At 40.8% G+C, this 19675-nt stretch carries 16 protein-coding genes; all 16 read left to right on the forward strand.

Going from position 1 to position 19675, the window contains the following annotated elements; translation table 11 throughout:
- Positions 1-12 precede the first annotated feature (12 nt).
- The 16 genes from LCL91_RS08575 to LCL91_RS08650 all read left to right on the forward strand — a co-directional run bounded on the left by LCL91_RS08575 (position 13) and on the right by LCL91_RS08650 (position 19674).
- Positions 13-1761: a solute:sodium symporter family transporter gene (locus LCL91_RS08575; RefSeq protein WP_224881681.1), complete on the forward strand. Its 1749-nt coding sequence runs from the start codon at positions 13-15 to the stop codon at positions 1759-1761.
- Between the two features lie 16 nt (positions 1762-1777).
- Positions 1778-2800 carry an inositol 2-dehydrogenase gene (iolG, locus tag LCL91_RS08580; RefSeq protein WP_224881682.1) on the forward strand — a complete coding sequence of 341 codons (1023 nt, stop codon included), beginning with the start codon at positions 1778-1780 and terminating at the stop codon, positions 2798-2800.
- 80 nt (positions 2801-2880) lie between these two features.
- Complete coding sequence (gene iolB / locus LCL91_RS08585) at positions 2881-3693, forward strand: 5-deoxy-glucuronate isomerase (RefSeq protein WP_224881684.1); 813 nt, start codon at positions 2881-2883, stop codon at positions 3691-3693.
- A 45-nt stretch (positions 3694-3738) separates the two neighbouring features.
- Entirely contained in the window at positions 3739-4737 is a 999-nt protein-coding gene (iolC, locus tag LCL91_RS08590; protein WP_224881686.1) for a 5-dehydro-2-deoxygluconokinase, read from the forward strand.
- Positions 4738-4754: 17 nt separating this feature from the next.
- Positions 4755-6215: a CoA-acylating methylmalonate-semialdehyde dehydrogenase gene (locus LCL91_RS08595; protein WP_224881689.1), complete on the forward strand. Its 1461-nt coding sequence runs from the start codon at positions 4755-4757 to the stop codon at positions 6213-6215.
- Between the two features lie 108 nt (positions 6216-6323).
- Positions 6324-8225 (forward strand): 3D-(3,5/4)-trihydroxycyclohexane-1,2-dione acylhydrolase (decyclizing), encoded by a 1902-nt coding sequence (iolD, locus tag LCL91_RS08600; RefSeq protein ID WP_224881747.1) that lies wholly within the window; start codon positions 6324-6326, stop codon positions 8223-8225.
- Between the two features lie 10 nt (positions 8226-8235).
- Positions 8236-9129 (forward strand): myo-inosose-2 dehydratase, encoded by an 894-nt coding sequence (gene iolE / locus LCL91_RS08605; RefSeq protein WP_224881691.1) that lies wholly within the window; start codon positions 8236-8238, stop codon positions 9127-9129.
- Between the two features lie 11 nt (positions 9130-9140).
- Positions 9141-10181: a Gfo/Idh/MocA family protein gene (locus tag LCL91_RS08610; RefSeq protein WP_224881693.1), complete on the forward strand. Its 1041-nt coding sequence runs from the start codon at positions 9141-9143 to the stop codon at positions 10179-10181.
- A 119-nt stretch (positions 10182-10300) separates the two neighbouring features.
- A complete protein-coding gene (locus tag LCL91_RS08615) occupies positions 10301-11332 on the forward strand; it encodes a LacI family DNA-binding transcriptional regulator (RefSeq protein WP_224881695.1) in 1032 nt (343 codons plus the stop codon).
- 119 nt (positions 11333-11451) lie between these two features.
- Positions 11452-12216, forward strand: a complete 765-nt coding sequence (locus LCL91_RS08620) for a DeoR/GlpR family DNA-binding transcription regulator (protein WP_224881697.1) — start codon at positions 11452-11454, stop codon at positions 12214-12216.
- Positions 12217-12330: 114 nt separating this feature from the next.
- Complete coding sequence (gene kduD, locus LCL91_RS08625; RefSeq protein ID WP_224881700.1) at positions 12331-13086, forward strand: 2-dehydro-3-deoxy-D-gluconate 5-dehydrogenase KduD; 756 nt, start codon at positions 12331-12333, stop codon at positions 13084-13086.
- Between the two features lie 27 nt (positions 13087-13113).
- Positions 13114-13947: a 5-dehydro-4-deoxy-D-glucuronate isomerase gene (gene kduI / locus LCL91_RS08630; RefSeq protein ID WP_224881702.1), complete on the forward strand. Its 834-nt coding sequence runs from the start codon at positions 13114-13116 to the stop codon at positions 13945-13947.
- Positions 13948-13980: 33 nt separating this feature from the next.
- Positions 13981-14934, forward strand: a complete 954-nt coding sequence (locus LCL91_RS08635; RefSeq protein ID WP_224881704.1) for a sugar kinase — start codon at positions 13981-13983, stop codon at positions 14932-14934.
- 23 nt (positions 14935-14957) lie between these two features.
- On the forward strand, positions 14958-15620 hold the full coding sequence (locus LCL91_RS08640) for a bifunctional 4-hydroxy-2-oxoglutarate aldolase/2-dehydro-3-deoxy-phosphogluconate aldolase (protein ID WP_224881706.1): 663 nt from the start codon (positions 14958-14960) through the stop codon (positions 15618-15620).
- A 244-nt stretch (positions 15621-15864) separates the two neighbouring features.
- Positions 15865-17103 (forward strand): ABC transporter substrate-binding protein, encoded by a 1239-nt coding sequence (locus LCL91_RS08645; RefSeq protein ID WP_224881708.1) that lies wholly within the window; start codon positions 15865-15867, stop codon positions 17101-17103.
- A 66-nt stretch (positions 17104-17169) separates the two neighbouring features.
- Positions 17170-19674 (forward strand): hypothetical protein, encoded by a 2505-nt coding sequence (locus LCL91_RS08650; protein WP_224881710.1) that lies wholly within the window; start codon positions 17170-17172, stop codon positions 19672-19674.
- Position 19675 lies beyond the last annotated feature (1 nt).

Here is a 19675-nt window from a genome sequence, read left to right on the forward strand (position 1 = left end):
AGGACGTCGCCTATGATGTGGGTTATTGTTAGTAGTTTTCTAATTTATACCGTTTTTGTTGCCTGGTTTTCATGGTATAAGACGAGAGAAACCGACTTAACGAGTTCGGATGGGTATTTTCTTGCTGGTCGAAGTTTAACAGGGATAGTTATTGCAGGGTCACTCATTTTAACAAATCTCTCGACAGAACAAATGGTGGGATTGAATGGTCAAGGTTTTGGAGAATCTATGGTCGTAATGGCCTGGGAAGTAACTTCTCCTATTGCCCTTATCTTCATGGCTTTTATCTTTCTACCAAGGTATTTGAAAGCAGGGATTTCAACCATTCCAGACTTTTTAGAACAAAGGTATGATCTTAGAACGAGACAAATTGTTTCGATTCTTTTTCTTTTAGGTTACGCAGTAGCCTATTTACCTACCGTCCTTTACTCAGGTGCTCTAGTGTTGGATAGCATTTTCTCCTTATCTAGCATTAGCGGAACAAGTCAATTTACAACTGTTATGATCGTTGCATTAGCAATTGGGATTATTGGCTGCTGTTATGTGATTTTTGGTGGTCTCCGAGCTTGTGCCATTAGCGATACAATTAACGGTGTTGGCTTAATTATTGGCGGGTTTATGATTCCTTTTCTTGCATTAGTCGCTCTCGGTGGAGGAAACCTGGTTGATGGAGTAGATAAACTACTTCATGCAAATCCGGCGAAGTTGAATGCGATTGGCAATCACGAATCTTCTGTCCCATGGACGGTTCTACTAACGGGTCTTCTTTTTAATAACCTTTTTTACTGGTGTACAAATCAGGCAATCATTCAACGAACATTAGGAGCCAAGAACCTTGCAGAGGGGCAAAAGGGTGTACTCTACGCTGGTTTCTTTAAAATATTTGGTGCCTTTTTCCTTGTTCTACCCGGCATTATAGCTTTCTTACTTTATGGAGAAGGAGGACTTAAAAATGCTGATATGGCCTATCCGGCGCTAGTGACAGATGTTCTACCGCTCGCATTATCAGGATTTTTAGCTGCCGTTCTCTTTGGAGCGATTTTAAGTTCTTTTAATGGAGCGTTAAACAGTTCCATCACTCTATTTACGCTAGACATTTATCGTCCAATGTTTAAACCAGATGCAAAAGAACGAGAGCTAGTCAAAGTTGGGAGGATTTTTGCAGGAGGTCTTGCAGCTGTTGCAGTAATCGTAGCTCCTTTCATTATTTTTGCACCTTCGGGATTGTATTACTATCTTCAAGAGATGTTCGGTTTTTATAATATCCCGATCATAGCGATGGTAGTAGTAGGCTTCTTCAGTAAGCACGTTCCTTCAAGTGCGCCAAAAATAACGATCGTCGTTCATATCATTGTGTATGCGCTATCAAAGTTTTTCCTTGGCAATGTGAACTTTCTCTATGTACTATCAATACTCTTCCCACTTAACGTTTTTGTTATGGTGCTCGTTGGAAAACTACGTCCAAGATCAACGGCCTACGAGCTGTATGATTCTAAAAAAGTGGATCTTACACCCTGGAAGCACGCAAAGGTTTTTTCCGTATTTATATTGGTTTTAATGATCGGGGTATATGCTTTCTTCTCACCAATTGGAGTGGCAGAAACAAGTGCAGAGTATTCGCCAATGTCGTTCATTTTCATGCTTGGAACGCTTATCTTAATAGGCGGTGTATTCTGGTTCTGGAGAAATACGAATAGGAAACAAAGAAAAGAAGAAAATCAAGCAGAGTTCAATCCATCACTTAAGCAATCTTCGTTATAAAGAAAGGGGATCTACCATGTCAAAAGTAACTGTAGGTATTATCGGAGCAGGTCGAATTGGACAATTACACGCCGATAACTTAGTTTCATCACCGTACTATAAATTGAAAAGCATTTCAGATATTCATCTTTCTCACTTAAAGGGAACGCACTATGAACAAGAGGCACTGCTTACGGATAATCCTGATGACCTCTTTATGGATCCAGACCTTGATGCAATTTTTATATGTTCATCCACTGATACACATGCCGATTTTATTAAGCGAGCTGCTCGAGCAGGAAAGCACGTGTTTTGTGAAAAACCTATTAGTTTCCTACTTCAAGAAACGCGGGAAGCCCTTCAGGTAGTCAATGATGCGGGAGTGAAGTTCCAAGTTGGTTTCAATCGTCGTTATGATAAACACTTTCGAAAAGTCTATGAAACCGTTCGTGCAGGCACAATAGGATTACCACATGTGATTAAAGTAACCTCACGAGATCCAGAAGCCCCCCCTGAAGAATACATTCAGCGCTCAGGCGGTATGTTTATGGATATGACAATCCATGATTTTGATATGATCCGTTATTTGTCTGGTAAAGAGGTTATTGATGTCACAGTGAAGGCTGCCAATCTCATTGATGAGAAATTCATGCGGCATGATGATGTGGATACAGCTATTATTACCCTGACATTTGAAGATGGTAGTCTTGGGGTAATTGATAATAGCCGTCAGGCAGCATATGGATATGATCAAAGGATCGAAGTTTTTGGTAATAAAGGGGTTGTTTCCGCAGAGAATGAACACAACACGACTGTACAAATTTGTACAAAAGAAGCAATTTCAAGTGCTCATCCTAAGCATTTTTTCCTTGATCGGTATAAAGATGCCTATGTCGAAGAAGTGAGAGATTTTGCATTGTCTCTTTTGGAGAATAAGCCGTTAACGTGCAGTGGTTATGATGGATTACAGGCTGAAAACCTTGCGTTGGCAGCACGTTTATCTTGGAAAGAAGGCCGAACTGTTGCCATTTCTGAGTTTTGTCCAGTAAAAATAGATTGAATTTTTAAACTTCATGTTGTAGACTCGACTGTAGATAAGGTAAGCGCTTACCTTTAATCTTGTGAAGGAGGATGTTGATGATGTCTCAATTGCTTATTAAACCGAACAAAGAAGCTGAAGATGGCCATGTTCTTAGGGTAACTCCTGAATCAGCGGGATGGGACTATGTAGGATTTGAAGTTTACTCGTTAGAAGCTGGGAGTACGTTAAAGAAGAAAACGAACAATCAAGAAGTTTGTCTTGTCTTGTTAAGCGGGAAAGCTGATGTTCAAACAAAGGAAGAAAGTTTTAAGAACATCGGAAAGCGGATGAGTGTTTTTGAGAAAATTCCACCGTATTCGGTTTATATTCCAAATGATGACTATTATGAAGTAAGAGCACTAAGTGATATGAAACTCGCTGTCTGCTCGGCACCAGGGAAAGGTTCCTATCAAGCAAGACTAATTTCTCCAGAGGATGTTGGTGTAGAAGATCGGGGACATGGAAAGATGTCTCGTAAAATTCACAATATCTTGCCCGAGCAAAAAGAGGCGGACAGTTTGCTAGTAGTAGAAGTTTATACGCCTGATGGAAACACTTCAAGCTATCCACCTCATAAGCATGATCGTGATAATTTACCACGTGAATCCTATCTCGAAGAAACCTATTACCATGAACTTAATCCACCTCAAGGGTTCGTGTTCCAACGAGTGTATAACGATACTCGCAGCTTAAATGAAACAATTAGCGTTGAGAATGAAAATGTCGTTCTCGTTCCGGAAGGCTATCATCCGGTTTCATCTGTTCCAGGATATGAATCCTATTATTTGAATGTAATGGCTGGTCCAAAAAGAACATGGAAATTTCATAACGATCCGGATCATGAATGGCTATTTGAAAACGTAATGAAATAATGCCAACAAGGTAAGCGCTTAACCTAACGAGATGGAGGGAATGGAATGTATCACCTTGAGTTCAAAAAAGATCGTCCCATTGATTTGATCGGACTTGGAAGACTATGTATTGATTTAAATGCAAATGAGATCAATCGACCGATGGAAGAAACTTCTTCTTTTACGAAATACGTCGGAGGTTCACCAGCAAACATTGCTATAGGTGCAGCGCGACTTGGGTTAAAAAGCGGATTTATTGGGAAGGTCTCAAGTGATCAAATGGGAAACTACATCGTTGATTATCTTGAAAGGAACAAAATCGATACGTCAAGTGTCGTGAAGGACCAGACAGGAGCTGTAACGGGTCTAGCCTTTACGGAAATTAAAAGTCCTGAGGAATGTAGCATTCTTATGTACCGAGATAACGTAGCTGATTTAAAACTTGAAACAACAGATGTTTCAGAAGACTATATTAAGAATTCCAAATCACTCTTAATTTCAGGAACTGCCCTTTCCCAAAGTCCTTCAAGAGAAGCTGTTTTTCTTGCTCTTGAATACGCCCGCAAACATGACGTAATCGTGATCTTTGACCTTGACTATCGTCCTTACAGTTGGAATTCAGCCAAAGAGACAGCCATCTATTATAATCTTGCTGCTGAAAAGTGTGATGTGATTATTGGAACAAGAGAAGAGTTTAATATGATGGAACAATTTGAAAAAGAGGATAAAAGTGATCACCGTACCGCTCAAAAATGGTTCAATCATCAAGCGGAAGTCGTCGTAATCAAGCACGGTGGGGAAGGTTCGATCGCTTACTCGAAAGACGGTAGTGCACATCGTGGCGGAATTTTTAAAACAAAAGTTCTGAAAACCTTCGGTGCTGGTGATTCTTATGCTTCTGCATTTATATATGGACTATTAAATCAATGGGATTTATCTGAAGCGATGAAATATGGAAGCGCTTCAGCGAGCATTGTTATCTCAAAACACAGTTGTTCGGAAGCAATGCCAACGAGAGAAGAAGTTGATGAAAAAATTCGTACAACAGAATTCCAACCAGTCTAATTTTAGGAGGAAATAATATGACAAAAACAGCGGTAAAAACAATTCAAAACTATGTAGGTGGAGAATGGATTGATTCAAAAACAAAGGAATATCAGTCGGTATATAATCCCGCAACAGGAGAAGTCATTGCGGAAGTTCCGATTTCCACAAAGGAAGACCTTGGTCATGCAGTAGCGACTGCGAAGGAAGCATTCAAAACATGGAGTGAAGTCCCAGTTCCTCGTCGTGCACGAATTCTATTTAAGTACCAGCAGCTCCTCGTCGATAACTGGGATCAGCTTGCTGAGTTAATTACAATTGAAAACGGAAAAAATGTGAAAGAAGCAAAGGGAGAAGTACAACGTGGCATTGAGTGTGTTGAATTTGCTGCGGGTGCTCCGACATTAACAATGGGCTCACAGCTTCCGTCAATTGCAACAGGGTTAGAGTCAGGTGTTTACCGTTATCCAATTGGGGTTGTTGGTGGCATTACACCATTTAATTTCCCAATGATGGTCCCATGCTGGATGTTTCCGATGGCAATCGCAACTGGAAATACCTTCATTATGAAGCCATCTGAACGCACGCCTCTTCTTGCTAATCGTCTGGCAGAGCTTCTTGAAGAAGCAGGACTTCCGAAAGGCGTATTTAATATTGTGCATGGCGCTCATGATGTGGTGAACGGTCTTCTTGAACATAAACAAGTAAAAGCGATTTCGTTCGTCGGCTCTCAACCAGTGGCAGAATACGTCTACAAAAAAGGAACAGAAAACCTTAAGCGTGTTCAAGCGCTAGCAGGTGCTAAAAACCATTCGATTATTCTTGAAGATGCTAATTTAGAAAATGCAGCAACGCAGGTGTTAAATGCCGCTTTTGGTTCGGCTGGCGAGCGTTGTATGGCTTGCTCGGTTGTCGCTGTAGAAGAAAGTGTAGCTGATCAGTTTATCGAAACGCTCGTTCAGAAGTCGAATGAAATAAAAATTGGGAATGGCCTGGAGGACGATGTTTTCCTAGGACCAGTTATTCGTGACCAGCACAAAGAACGGACGCTTCAATACATTGAAACAGGTGAAAAAGAAGGAGCGAAGCTGATTCGCGATGGTCGTAAGGATCAGGATATTCAACGAGAAGGTTATTTCGTTGGACCGACCATTTTTGATAATGTAACGAGTGAAATGAAAATCTGGCAGGACGAAATTTTTGCTCCGGTTCTTTCCATTTCTCGTGTGAAAAATCTGGAAGAAGCGGTAGAGCTAACAAATCAATCCCGCTTTGCTAATGGTGCTTGTCTGTTCACAAACCACGGTGGTAAAGTACGTACATTCCGAGAAACGATTGATGCAGGTATGCTTGGAATTAACATTGGCGTGCCGGCACCGATGGCCTTCTTTCCATTCTCTGGGTGGAAAGATTCGTTCTATGGTGACCTTCATGCTAACGGTTCTGACGGAGTGGAATTCTACACGCGCAAAAAAGTCGTCACAACGCGCTGGGTATAAAAAAGAATAGCCGGATAGGTGCAGACCGTCCGGCTTTATTGCTTGGTGAAGGGTTATCTATTTTTAAGTTGATTTTTTCTTTATTTTCTTGGAGGTGATCATTTGAAAATGACAATGGCTCAAGCACTCATAAAATTTTTGAATCAACAGTATATGGATCGAGACGGAGAGGAGCAGAAGCTCTTCAGAGGGATTTTCACCATCTTTGGACACGGCAATGTTCTTGGACTCGGTCAGGCTCTAGAAGAAGATTCTGGGGATCTAGAAGTTTATCAAGGGCGTAACGAACAGGGAATGGCGCATGCTGCGACAGCATTTGGGAAGCAGAATCATCAAAAGCAACTAATTGCATGCACTTCCTCGGTCGGCCCTGGCGCAGCAAATATGATCACAGCTGCCGCTACTGCGACAGCAAACAATGTGCCTTTACTTCTTCTACCAGGTGATACCTTTGCTTCTCGTCAGCCAGATCCAGTATTGCAACAGGTAGAACAAACCCATGATGCAAGCATCACGACGAATGATGCCTATCGTCCCGTGAGTAAATATTGGGATAGAATTACGAGACCAGAACAGCTGATGACAGCCATGTTAAACGCCATGCGTGTCTTAACAAACCCTGCAGATACAGGTGCTGTTACGATTGCTCTTCCTCAAGATGTTCAGGGGGAAGCATATGATTATCCGGAGAGCTTCTTTAAGAAAAGGGTACATCGTTTAAATCGAAAACAACCAAGTGATACAGAACTAAATGAAGCTGTTCAATTGATTCGTTCAAAAAAGAAGCCGCTCATTATTTGCGGCGGGGGTGTCCGCTATTCTGAAGCAGGCGAGAAATTAAAGGCATTCGCAGAAAAATACCATATTCCTTTTGCTGAAACACAGGCAGGTAAAAGTGCTGTAGAAAGCACTCACGCTTATAACCTTGGTGGAGTAGGTGTAACAGGAAACAAAGCAGCAAATGATTTGGCGAGAGAAGCAGATCTTGTTATAGGAGTAGGTACGCGCTTCTCTGATTTCACAACGTCATCCAAGCAGCTTTTCCAACACAGCGACGTCTCTTTTTTAAATATTAATCTATCAGACTATCATGCCAATAAATTGGATGCGACAACTTTAGTGGCGGATGCCAAAACGGCGCTTGAAGCATTAGATGATCATCTTGGCACTTATTTCACTACTTATGGAAATCAGATTGAGCAAGCGAAAGCAGAGTGGCAAGATGAACTTGAGCGATTATATAAGACGAACTATGAAGACGAAAACTATCAACCTGAAATAGAGAGTCAACTTGATTTATCCGAGTATCAACAAGTTCTTAAGTCTTCACTTACACAGACAGCAGTTCTAGGAGAGGTTAACCGTTCTATTGCTGAAAATGCGATTGTTGTAGGTGCAGCAGGTAGTTTGCCAGGAGATCTCCAGCGCATGTGGGTGAGTCATACCCCGAACACGTACCATATGGAATATGGCTACTCTTGTATGGGATATGAAATTGCTGGAGCGCTTGGAGCAAAAATGGCAGCTCCAGATCAGGAAGTATATGCCATGGTTGGAGACGGAAGCTATATGATGCTCCACTCCGAACTAGTTACTAGCATACAAGAAGGGCTTAAAATTAACGTCATTCTTTTTGATAACGCCGGGTTTGGCTGTATTAATAACTTGCAGATGGGCAATGGCATGGGGAGTTTTGGGACTGAATTTCGGAAGCGGGAAAATCAGCAGTTAACTGGTGAGTTAATGCCAATTGATTTTGCGAAAAGTGCGAGCGGATATGGGGTGAAAACCTATTCTGTTCGAACAATAGATGAACTGAAAACAGCGATAGAAGATGCGAAGCAGCAGAACGTTTCAACGCTTATTGACATTAAAGTTTTGCCTAAGACGATGACGGATGGCTATGGCTCATGGTGGCACGTTGGCGTAGCTGAAACGTCGAAGAAGGAAGCGATCCAACAAGCTTATAAAGAAAAGGAAAAACAGTTAGAAATCGCACGTCGCTATTAAGGGGGAAATCATGTTTCGTGAAAATAGTGTAAAGCTAGGCATTGCGCCAATCGGATGGACAAATGATGATATGCCGGAGCTTGGGAAAGAAATTACATTTGAACAATGCGTGAGTGAAATGGCGTTAGCGGGATTTTCTGGGACGGAGATCGGCAATAAATATCCTAGAGACCCGCTTGTATTAAAACGAGCTTTGTCCATACGAAATATCGAAATTGTAAGCGCATGGTTCAGTGCTTACCTCACAACAAAACCATATGAAATAACGGAAAAATCCTTCCTTGAACATCGTGATTTTCTTCATGAAATGGGAGCAAAGGTTATTGTCGTATCAGAACAAGGAAAAAGCATTCAGGGAGAAGAGGTTCCGCTTTTTGAACAGAAGCCAACATTTTCAGAAGAAGAATGGAAACGACTTGCTTCTGGTCTCGAGCGGCTTGGGGAGCGGGCACATGAGAAGGACATGAAGCTCGTTTTTCATCATCATATGGGAACGGGTGTTCAAACTGCAGATGAAATTAATCGACTGATGGAGATGACCGATCCAAAGAAGGTCCACCTTCTATATGATACAGGACATTTGTATTTTTCTGGTGAAGATCCTCTTGAGGTGTTGGGGGAATTTCAGCATCGTATTCAACATATTCATCTAAAAGATGTGCGAAATCCGATTGCTACTCGAGTGAAAGAAGAAAAGCTTAGTTTTCTAAAAGGAGTTAGAGAAGGAGTGTTTACCGTGCCAGGTAACGGAGATATTGATTTCACTCCTATTCTTAAAATGATTGGAGAATCAGACTACACAGGCTGGCTTCTCGTTGAAGCAGAGCAAGATCCTGCGATTGCCAATCCATTTGAATACGCACTCATGGCGCGCCAGTATTTGAAAGAAACTGCAGGAGTGTAGGAGGTCATCATATGGAAAAAGTAAAAGTTGGAATCGTCGGTCTTGGACGACTTGGCAGACAGCATGCGGAGAATTTAGCTTTCCGCATTCCAAATTGTGAGCTAACCGCTGTTTGTAGTGTGGTTGAAGAAGAAGTGTTGGAAGTTCAGTCTAAATGGAAAATTCCATATGGCTACACTGCCTATGATGAAATGCTCAAGAACAAAGAACTGGATGCGATCTTTATTGCTTCTCCTTCTGGTTTTCATTGTAATCAGATCCAGCTCGCGCTTGAAGCAGGTTTTCACGTGTTCAGTGAGAAGCCATTAGGATTATATTTAGAAGAAGCGATCGCCGTAGAAAAAGCTGTAAAGGCGCATCCGAATCAGATTTTCATGCTTGGATTTATGCGTCGTTATGATAAATCGTACTTGGCAGCTAAAGAGAAGATTGAGCGTGGTGAAATTGGAGATCCGATTTTTATTCGCTGCTACGGTCTTGATCCTGCAGCTAAAATAGATAGCTTTCTTCAATTTGCTGAAGCTAATTATAGCGGAGGACTCTTTTTAGATATGGCGATTCATGACCTTGACCTTGCCCGCTGGTATCTTGGAACAGAAGGGAAAGAAGTATGGGCGATCGGCGGAGGATATGAGCGGAAAGAGTTTGACGCTCTTCAAGATGCTGAGACAGGAGCAGCCATGGTTCGCTTTGAAAACAACGCAATTGGTGTTTTTCTAGCTGGACGGAACTGTGCCCATGGTTATCATATTGAAACCGAAATCATTGGGACAAAGGGAAGTCTTCGAATTGGAACGGTCCCTGAACGCAATCAAGTCGTTCTCTTTAATGAGTTGGGAGCGGTACAGGAATGCGTTGATGGTTTCCTTGAGCGTTTCGAGCAAGCCTATCGTAGTGAAGTAGAAGAATTTATTACTTGTATACTCGAAGATCGACAGCCTGCGGTGACTGTTCAGGATGGCGTGGAATCGACAAGGCTTGGCTATGCTTGTAAGGAATCCTTTGAAAAGCGTCAACTTATTCACAATAACCCCCATACGGTTGTCGTTTAAGCAGGCTGAGCGTTCAGCCTGCTTTTCGCATAGCTCGTCCAAGAAGCCAAGGATGCTACATAAATGGTATGATAAAAAATAGAAGAATAGAGAAGTTTGCAAAGAAAGGAGGAGAATAATTGAAAGCCACAATCTATGATGTAGCGAAAGCAGCTGGTGTTTCAATTGCCACTGTTTCTAAGGTTATTAACCATACCGGTAAAATTAGTGAAGCGACACGCATCAAAGTACTTGAGACGATGAAGCAGCTAAACTACCATCCAAGCGTCGTTGCCTCTGCTTTAACTGGGAAGCGAACGGAAACCCTGGGGCTATTAGTTCCCGATATTTCAAACCCATTCTTTTCAGAAATGGCCCGCACAATTGAAGATCGTGCTCATGATCGAGGAATGAGTGTCATAATGTGTAGCACAGACGATCAATCGGAGAAAGAAAGGAAATATATTGAGCTATTACAAAGAAAGCAGGTAGATGGATTAATTATCGCTTCTGGCTTTCGAGATAAAAGCTTATTAGATGAATTAAAACGAAATAAGATGCCGCTAGCTATGCTTTCGTTCGACGATCCTTCTCTTGATGTAACCACAGTATCTGTGGATGATTACAAAGGTGGATATGATGCAGCCTCACATTTATTATCACTTGGTCACCGGAATATCGCTATTATAGGAGAAGACGTCCACAGTAGTCGAATGAGAACGTTTGGGTATCGAGATGCGTTTGAAGCTTTTGGAGTACCCTTAATAGAAGAGAATATGTTGAGAACAACGGCTTCTCTCGATAATGGAGCAAAGTGTGTAAAAGAGTTGCTTAAGCGTGAGCATCCGCCCACTGCAATCTTTGCATGCAATGATCTCATTGCCATAGGCGCCATCCAGGGAGCAAGAGAATTGGGAATTCAGGTGCCTTCAGATTTATCCATAGTTGGTTTTGACAATACCATTCTAGCCACCACTACTGTACCTGCTCTCACAACAATTTCTCAACCAATTGAGGAAATGGGGCGAAAGATTGTTGACGTGTTGATCGAGGAAATACATAAACGTGTAGTAACAAGAGAGCGAGTGTTATTTAAACCCTCACTTATTATAAGGGGAACGACTGCAACTTTTAATGGAGAGATTATGGAAGGGAGTCAGGCTCGAGCCTGACTCCCCTTTTCAACCCCACCAAAGAAATTTCAATTTAGGGAATTTCTTTGGTGGGGTTGTTTGTTTTTGTTCGTTTATCAGTGTAATGTGAATAATATCATGAATCTGGAGGGGAAGAAATGCTATCGATCGATCGTTATAAACGAATTATTGAACAACTTGAAAAGAATGAAACAGTAAAAGTAACAGAGTTAAGCGACCTTCTTAATGTGACGGAGAAAACGGTGAGGTTAGATCTCGAACAGCTTGAGAATAGAGGGATTTTAAAGCGTATTCATGGGGGAGCCATTCTAGCAGATGTGGGAGAAAGAATTCTGCCAATAAATGAGCGACAGTCGGCTAATAGTGAAGTGAAACAAGCGATAGCGAAAGAAGCAGTGGAGCAAGTAAGTGCACAAGATACGATTTTAATGGACGGAGGAAGCACCACTCTAGCTGTAGCTCGGATGCTTGGTGAATTTCCAGTAACAGTGATCACCAATGATATTCAAATTGCAAATGAACTCTCTAGCAAAGAGCAAATCCAATTGATTATCCCTGGTGGCACTCGGATCCCAAATTCATCTTCTCTTATGAGTGCTCACGCGACTCAATCACTCCATACAATGAGAGTAAATCATCTGTTTTTTGGATCAACTGGTGTTTCTATTGATCATGGTTTAACGGTATTTAACAGTCTTTTCGTAGACTGGAAAAAAGAATTATTAAAAACTGCAGACAATTCCATACTTGTCGTGAATTCTTCTAAATTTGAAAAAATAGCTCTCATTCAATTTGCTGATCTAAGCGACGTCGACGTAATCATAACGGATTCTAGGCTTGATAAAGAGATTGAAAAGCAATTAATAAGTCGTGGAATAAAAGTAATAAAAGCAAAAATATAAAAAACGACAATAAATTCAGAATATTTAGTTGTTCTAAATATGTACGGATGTTATAATCGAACTAATTCGAACAAAGATGAACAAAAAAGGATGTTTAGGGAGGGAGGCGTGTCGATGGACAACCTATTTTCACTTGATGGAAAAGTCGCTTTAATAACCGGAGCGAGTCGTGGTCTTGGTCAGGGGATGGCGGTGGGTCTAGCAAAAGCGGGAGCCACTATTATCGGTGTTGGTACGAAGTCTCTAGAGGAAACAAAAGCAAAGATTGACGCAATTGGGGGCACATTTTATGAAGTGATTACGGATTTATCACAGCCTAATGCTGCAATTGAATTAGCTGATGTCGCATTCCAAAAAGAAGAGCAAATTGATATTTTAGTTAACAATGCGGGTATTATTCATCGATCTGAAACCGTGAACTTTAGTGACGAAGATTGGTATTCAATTATAAACGTAAATCAGCACGCGGTTTTCCAACTTAGTAGAGAAGTTGGTAAGCACATGCTAGAAGCGGGGACCGGAAAAATCATTAACATTGCATCAATGCTCTCATTTCAAGGTGGTTTAAATGTTCCAGCATATACAGCAAGTAAACATGCGGTTGCGGGATTGACGAAAGCACTTGCTAATGAATGGTCCAGTAAAGGGATAAATGTAAACGCTATCGCTCCAGGGTATATGGCAACAGATAACACGGCCCCTCTTCGAAATGATGAAAACCGTAGTGCTTATATTACGTCGAGAATTCCTCAAGGAAGATGGGGGACACCAGAAGATTTAGCTGGAGCAGCAATATATTTAGCCTCAGAAGCATCGAATTACGTAAATGGTCATATTCTTTGCGTTGATGGCGGCTGGATGAGTTCATAATTTATTGAAAAGGAGTTTGTTTATCAAATGGAAATTAGACATGCAACGAACCCAACAGATGCAAAAGGATATGATGGTGAACGATTAAGAGAGGAATTTCTGATTGAATCGTTATTTAAAGAAGGCGAAATTAATATGGTTTACTCTCACTATGATCGTGTCATTACTGGTGGAGCGATTCCAACGAATAAACCTTTGAAGTTAGAAGATCAAGAAACACTAAAAACGAATTATTTTCTTGAAAGACGAGAGGTAGGCATTATTAATATTGAAGATACTGTTGGCAAAGTTACAGTGGATGGTGAAGTGTACGAACTGAATAAGCGGGACTGCTTGTATGTTGGAATGGGGAACCAGGAAGTGCTTCTTGAAAGTACTCAGACAAATAAACCTGCTCGTTTTTATCTCGCATCTGCTACCGCCCATAAGCAGTATCCAACGAAGAAACTCCCAATTGAGGAAGCGACGCCAACGCATCTCGGTGATAACGCTGAATCAAACAAACGTACCATCTACAAGTACATTCACGCCGAAGGTATTCAAAGCTGTCAATTAATGATGGGAATGACGTTACTAGCACCTAATAACATGTGGAATACCATGCCACCTCATCTTCACGATCGTCGAATGGAAGCGTATTTGTATTTTGATATGGATGAGGACTCACGAGTATTTCATTTTATGGGACAACCAAATGATACACGACATATGATTGTTCAAAACGAACAGGTAGTCCTTTCACCTCCATGGTCTATTCACTCAGGAGTTGGAACAAACAACTATACGTTTATTTGGGTAATGGCCGGCGAAAATTATACTTTTACTGATATGGACAAAGTGGAAATGGATGAACTAAAATAACGTATTAATGAAAAGGCGAGAGTAGGTGGCCAGATGGACGTAGTGACAATCGGAGAATCGATGGTTTTGTTCACCCCTCAATCCTCTCCCAGAATGCGATATGCAGAGACCTATACACGGAAGTTTGGGGGAGCTGAAACAAACGTTGCCATCGGCCTTGCAAGACTAGGGCATGAAGTCGGTTGGATTAGTAAGGTCGGAAATGATGAGTTTGGAAAAGCTCTTCTTTCTTTCGTAAGAGGCGAAGCGATCGATGTTCGTCAGGTGAAAATAGATGCTTCTGCACCAACGGGAATTTACTTTAAAGAGATTCGGAATAGTGAAGATGTAAGAGTTGAATATTATCGAAAAGGTTCAGCAGCAAGTAAATTAGAACCAAGTGATTTGAACGAAAGTTACTTGTCGCAAGCAACTTACCTTCATATTAGTGGGATTACACCTGCCTTGAGTAATAGCTGTTATGAAATGATTAATAAGGCAATTACTCTTGCAAAAAAACACGATGTGACAGTAGTCTTTGATCCTAATCTTAGACGCAAACTTTGGGGAGAAGAGCGTGCTAGAGAAGTCCTTTTAGACATAGCCTCTAAATCAGATATTATTTTGCCCGGAGTAGAAGAAGGAACGTTTCTGTTTGGTGAAGAAAACCCTAATAAGCTAGGTAACTTATTTCTTAATCTTGGTGCAAAAACAGTGATTCTCAAAGCTGGTGCAGAGGGAGCCTATTATTTCTCTCGTTATGAAAGTGGTTTTGTACCAGCATTCCCCATCGCTTCAGTTGTAGATCCGGTAGGGGCGGGAGATGGATTTGCGGCAGGATTTATTTCAGGACTTCTTCAACACCGTTCTTTAAAGCAAGCGGTAGAAAAAGGAAACGCGGTTGGAGCTCTTGTGACTCAGGTTGAAGGTGATTTCGAAGGTCTTCCTGATGAAGATGAAGTTCAGGATTTTATCAATAATAAAGAACGAGTGGATATTATTCGATAATTAGTTGACTAAAGGAGAGACGAATGGATTTTTTAAAGGAGATAAAAGATACAGGAGTAGTGGCTGTCATTAGAGGAGCGACACCAGAAACGATTATACCCATCGCACAGTCCCTCTATAAGGGTGGAATCAAGGCAATTGAAATCACGGTTGAAACCCCTCAAGTACTTACGATGATCGAAAAAACCTCCCTTGAAATGGGAGAGGAAGTTATTGTAGGAGCTGGAACCGTTCTAGATTCAGAAACTGCTAGAGCAGCAATTATGGCAGGAGCTAGATTCATATTCTCTCCAACTGTAAATAGAGATACAATCAAAGTCGCAAAGCGGTATGGGATCATCAGTGTTCCTGGAGCTATGACCCCTACAGAAATATTGAAAGGCTATGAATACGGAGCTGATATGATAAAGGTTTTTCCAGGTGGCACACTTGGACCTAATTATTTAAAAAATATTAAAGGACCGCTCGCTCATATCCCGTTAGTAGCTACTGGTGGAATTGACCTATCAAATGTTTCGTCGTTTATTAAGGCAGGAGCTACAGCAGTTGGAGTAGGAAGCCCTCTCGTAAAACCAGAAAAATTGGTGAATGTGAGAGCGTTTCAAGAATTAGAAGAACGAGCGCGAGAATTTGTACATGAAGTAGCAAGGGCAAGAAATCATTATGCGATTTCGCCAAATGGGTAAGCGCTTACCTGAAACTTCGATTTAAAATCCAACTTATTTTCACATATCTCATTACCATTTATAATTATTTTATAGGTAAAATGGTGATACCCAAGGGTTAGTTAATGGATATTTAGATAGTTCCCCCCTTAAAGTAAGCGCTTACTTTAAGGGGCGTATAAATAAATGTTTTTTATGATATATAATCTTCTTCATGGTGAGTGATAAAATAACGGAATATTCTAATTTAAAAGGGGAGAACAAATTGAAAATACTTGTGAGGTTTGTTACGGCTATTTTACTGGTTGTTACAATGGCGGCGTGTTCTTCAAACAGTTCAGGTAGTGCAGATGAAAAACTTCAATTCTATGTATCGGGGGATACGATTGAAGGCTCTGCTCTAACAAAGATGTCTGAGAAATATACAGAAGAAACAGGTGTTGAAATAGAAGTAGTCGATGTACCTTATAGTGATATTTTCACTAGGATTAATAACATGGTTCAGTCAGATCAACCACCAGCGCTTGCTAGAGTAACAGGGATGCAGCCAACCTGGCGTGATAGTTTAATGGATCTTTCAGAAATAGCAAAAGAAAATAACGTAAATGATCAGTACATTATCCAGTTAGAAGATGAAGCAAAAGCACTTCCGCTTGATTTAACTGCTGTTGGTCTTTTTATTAACAAAGATTTATTTGACGAAGCTGGTGTTTCATATCCTACAAGCGAAGAGGATATCTGGACATGGGATGAATTTGTTAAGGCATTGGAAACTGTGAAAGAAAAGACCGATGCAAGATATGGACTAGTTATGGATCAGTCCGAGCACCGGTTATCGACAATGCTTTTCCAATTCGGAAGCAAAGGTTTCTATGAAGAAGATGGAGCCTATACAACTAATGAAGAGACAAAAGAAGGACTAGAATACTTTGTGGATTTGAATGATGATTCGATTATGCCAAAGTCTGTATGGACAGCTGGGGAAGATCCTGCTTCTATGTTTAAAAGTGGTCAAGTAGCAGCCTATATGTCTGGAGTTTGGCAGGTAACAGATTTCGCCAACAACATTAAAGATTTCGAATGGGCATCAGTTTATATGCCATACGAAGAGGTTCGCTCAACAAATCTTGGTGGAAACTACATTGTAGGTTTTGAAGGATCCGGTCAGGAAGAAGAAACACGGGAATTTATTAGCTGGTTATATGAGAAGGACAACTATGAGCAGCTTGCTAAACTTGGTGGTTATTTACCTGTTGTAGAAGATGCCGAAGTAGAATACGAACTACGTAACGATTCGTATGAAGTGTATCAAAATGAAATTGAATCGTCTGATCCCATTGCATCAAAATTGAAATCAGAGCAAATTCTGCTTCAACTTACTTCGGATCGAACCGCTACTAATGTCATTAAGGATAATGTCGTACAAATGCTTAACGGTGAGCAAACAATAGACGAAGCAATCGAAGAAATTGAAAAAACATATACGGAAACGTACGCTAAGTAATCTAAAGTGGGCGGCTGCCCCGTGGGGAGTCGCCAATAACTGTACCTGGAAAGGAAGGAACCTAGCATGACACACCGCTTTTACTTCGATATCAAAACAGGCATGTCACTTAACCGCTGGTTACTTACAAACACCGTGATTGAACCGTTCAAGTCCAAGCCTGAAACATTTGATGAGCCAGTTAATTTAACAGAAGAATATGTCCAGGTTGAATATCCGGTAAGAAAGCAGTTTTTAAAACAGAGACGTGACCAAGTGGTGGATCCTTCGTGTGAAAATTTTGATCGTATATACTTTCCATTTGAAAATCCAAGGGTTGAGTTTTCTTCTTTCATTGCGACTCCTCATACGATGCGTACCTACGCTAAAACCTTCATTAACTCCACACAAGACGGGGCATTTCCTTTTCAGCTGACAACTTGTGGAGGGGTAGAAATTTGGGTGAACAGTCAGGATCAGCTCAAATACGAACCTTTTACAAGAAATCAGCCTTCTTCTACTGAAGTAGAGCTTTATCTTCAAAAGGGTGTGAATGAAATAACGGTTTGTTTTGAAGATTTAGCTGAACGTGATGTGAATTATTTTTATGAAATGACTTACAAAGGCCTCCAGCCGCTACAAGGATTTTTGCCTTTATCTGTACCTACTCAAGAAATAACCGAAGTAGAAAACATTCTGATGAACAGTTATTTTGAGAAAGACCTTTTTGTAGACGAAGACATTCGCTTACACTTTGGTCATGACGCAACAAAACAGGTTGACCGTTTGCACATAAGAACGAATCATAATCATTTGCTTAACCCTGTAGTAGGTCAAAAAACAAATGAACGTGGTAAAAAGCCTTCTGTCTTTTCAGTATCGCTCCATGAAGTTTCGGATGAAAATATAGTTACACTAGGTCATATCGACGAATTCGATGTTTCCGGGATTACGTATTTTGATATTGGAATTGAATTATCCAATGGGGTCATCATTTATCGTCAGCTTGTAGCCTCTCTTTATAATAAAAAACAATATGCTTTGGACGTAAGTGAGAACTTGACTATTCGAAAGAAAGAGGTTTTGAACTATTTTTCCTCTCTCTCTCTTGATGATATGAATATTGGTATGGCAAAGACTGTATTAAACGGCTATGTGAATGAAGAAGCAGATCATTTGATTCGAAGCGGGTTTCAAGTTATTGAAGACAAGGGCGATTGTGCCGATTTTCGCCTGGCGCCTTTGCTTGGCTTTACCATTCAATACAAACATCTTTTGTCAGAAAGGTTAAAACAAGATATACAATCATTGGCAACTGGTTTTCGCTATTGGATTGATGAGCCTGGTAACGATGTGATGTGGTATTTTAGTGAGAATCACGCATTCCTCTTTCATGTCTCGCAGTATTTTGCTGGTCATCTTTATTCTGAAGACACCTTTAGTGTCAGCGGACGGACAGGTAAAGAACAATATCGGATTGGAAAAGAACGTATTCTCGATTGGTTCGATATCTTTTTTGACTATGGATTCGCTGAGTGGAACTCAACGACATATCTGCCAATTGATTTAATTGGTTTTCTCAGTCTTTATGAAGCTGCACCTGATAAGGAAATTCGAGCACTTGCAAAAAAGGCCCTTGATTTAACATTTACAGTGATCGCTGCTAATCTTCATGGCAAAACAATGTCCACGACATATGGGCGAGTCTATGAACATGATTTAAAAGCAATGGAACTTGGAGAAGTGACGAACCTTGCCTTTATTGCCTGGAAGGAAGGGTACTTAAATAATACGCTTCGCTCAACAGTGCTTTTCTGTTTGTCAGGTTATGAACCACCTGAACTGAATCAATTGATTACGATCCCAGATGATAAAGGATTACGTGTAGAGTACAAGCAGGGGAAAAAGGAAGTTTACACCTATTTATACAAAACGAAAGATTATGCAATGGGTTCTGCTATTCATTTTGATCCATATCTAAAGGGACATCAGCAGCATGTCATGAATGTATCGCTTGATGATGAGAATACACAATTCTGGATCAATCATCCAGGTGAACATGTGTATAGCGGCGAGAATAGGCCGAGTTTCTGGGCTGGAAATGGTATTTGTCCGAATATAAGACAATATGAGAATGTGATGATGATTGAATACCTTTTGAAAGAGCCGTTTATTCCGTTTATCCATGCTTACGTACCGTTTTGGAAGTTAGATGAAATAGAAGAAGAAGGTAATTGGTTTTTCATGAGAAGAGGGACAAGTTATGTGGCGATCTATTTTGACCAGGGGTTTCAAAGAATAAAGGAACAAGCCATTGCTTATCGTGAAGTAAGAGCATACGGAAACCAGCATCATGTCATCGTCAAATGTTCCTCAGCAAAAGAAGTTGGTTCTTTTCAATTGTTTAAGCGTCAAATGCTTGAATCTCATGTGAGAATTGGTGCAACTGAGTGGAGTTATAAAGACATCCAGCATGGAGAAATGACTATGGCGCTTGATAATGAACTCTATGTTAACAACGAACGTGTGAAGTACAGTGCGGGTTACGAAATCAAATCAAATGTCCTTGATCGTAGCTTGGCGGAGGGATGAT

This window comes from Guptibacillus hwajinpoensis (genome assembly GCF_020171785.1).
GTDB classification, from domain to species: domain Bacteria; phylum Bacillota; class Bacilli; order Bacillales; family Guptibacillaceae; genus Guptibacillus; species Guptibacillus sedimenti.

What these genes read in the sequence shown, in the direction of transcription:
- iolD (WP_224881747.1), top strand. Translation starts at nt 6,324, where the DNA reads ATGACAATGGCTCAAGCACTCATAAAATTTTTGAATCAACAGTATATG.
- LCL91_RS08640 (WP_224881706.1), top strand. Translation starts at nt 14,958, where the DNA reads ATGGATTTTTTAAAGGAGATAAAAGATACAGGAGTAGTGGCTGTCATT.
- LCL91_RS08610 (WP_224881693.1), top strand. Translation starts at nt 9,141, where the DNA reads ATGGAAAAAGTAAAAGTTGGAATCGTCGGTCTTGGACGACTTGGCAGA.
- LCL91_RS08575 (WP_224881681.1), top strand. Translation starts at nt 13, where the DNA reads ATGATGTGGGTTATTGTTAGTAGTTTTCTAATTTATACCGTTTTTGTT.
- iolG (WP_224881682.1), top strand. Translation starts at nt 1,778, where the DNA reads ATGTCAAAAGTAACTGTAGGTATTATCGGAGCAGGTCGAATTGGACAA.
- iolE (WP_224881691.1), top strand. Translation starts at nt 8,236, where the DNA reads ATGTTTCGTGAAAATAGTGTAAAGCTAGGCATTGCGCCAATCGGATGG.
- LCL91_RS08620 (WP_224881697.1), top strand. Translation starts at nt 11,452, where the DNA reads ATGCTATCGATCGATCGTTATAAACGAATTATTGAACAACTTGAAAAG.
- LCL91_RS08635 (WP_224881704.1), top strand. Translation starts at nt 13,981, where the DNA reads ATGGACGTAGTGACAATCGGAGAATCGATGGTTTTGTTCACCCCTCAA.
- iolC (WP_224881686.1), top strand. Translation starts at nt 3,739, where the DNA reads ATGTATCACCTTGAGTTCAAAAAAGATCGTCCCATTGATTTGATCGGA.
- kduD (WP_224881700.1), top strand. Translation starts at nt 12,331, where the DNA reads ATGGACAACCTATTTTCACTTGATGGAAAAGTCGCTTTAATAACCGGA.
- iolB (WP_224881684.1), top strand. Translation starts at nt 2,881, where the DNA reads ATGTCTCAATTGCTTATTAAACCGAACAAAGAAGCTGAAGATGGCCAT.
- LCL91_RS08650 (WP_224881710.1), top strand. Translation starts at nt 17,170, where the DNA reads ATGACACACCGCTTTTACTTCGATATCAAAACAGGCATGTCACTTAAC.
- kduI (WP_224881702.1), top strand. Translation starts at nt 13,114, where the DNA reads ATGGAAATTAGACATGCAACGAACCCAACAGATGCAAAAGGATATGAT.
- LCL91_RS08595 (WP_224881689.1), top strand. Translation starts at nt 4,755, where the DNA reads ATGACAAAAACAGCGGTAAAAACAATTCAAAACTATGTAGGTGGAGAA.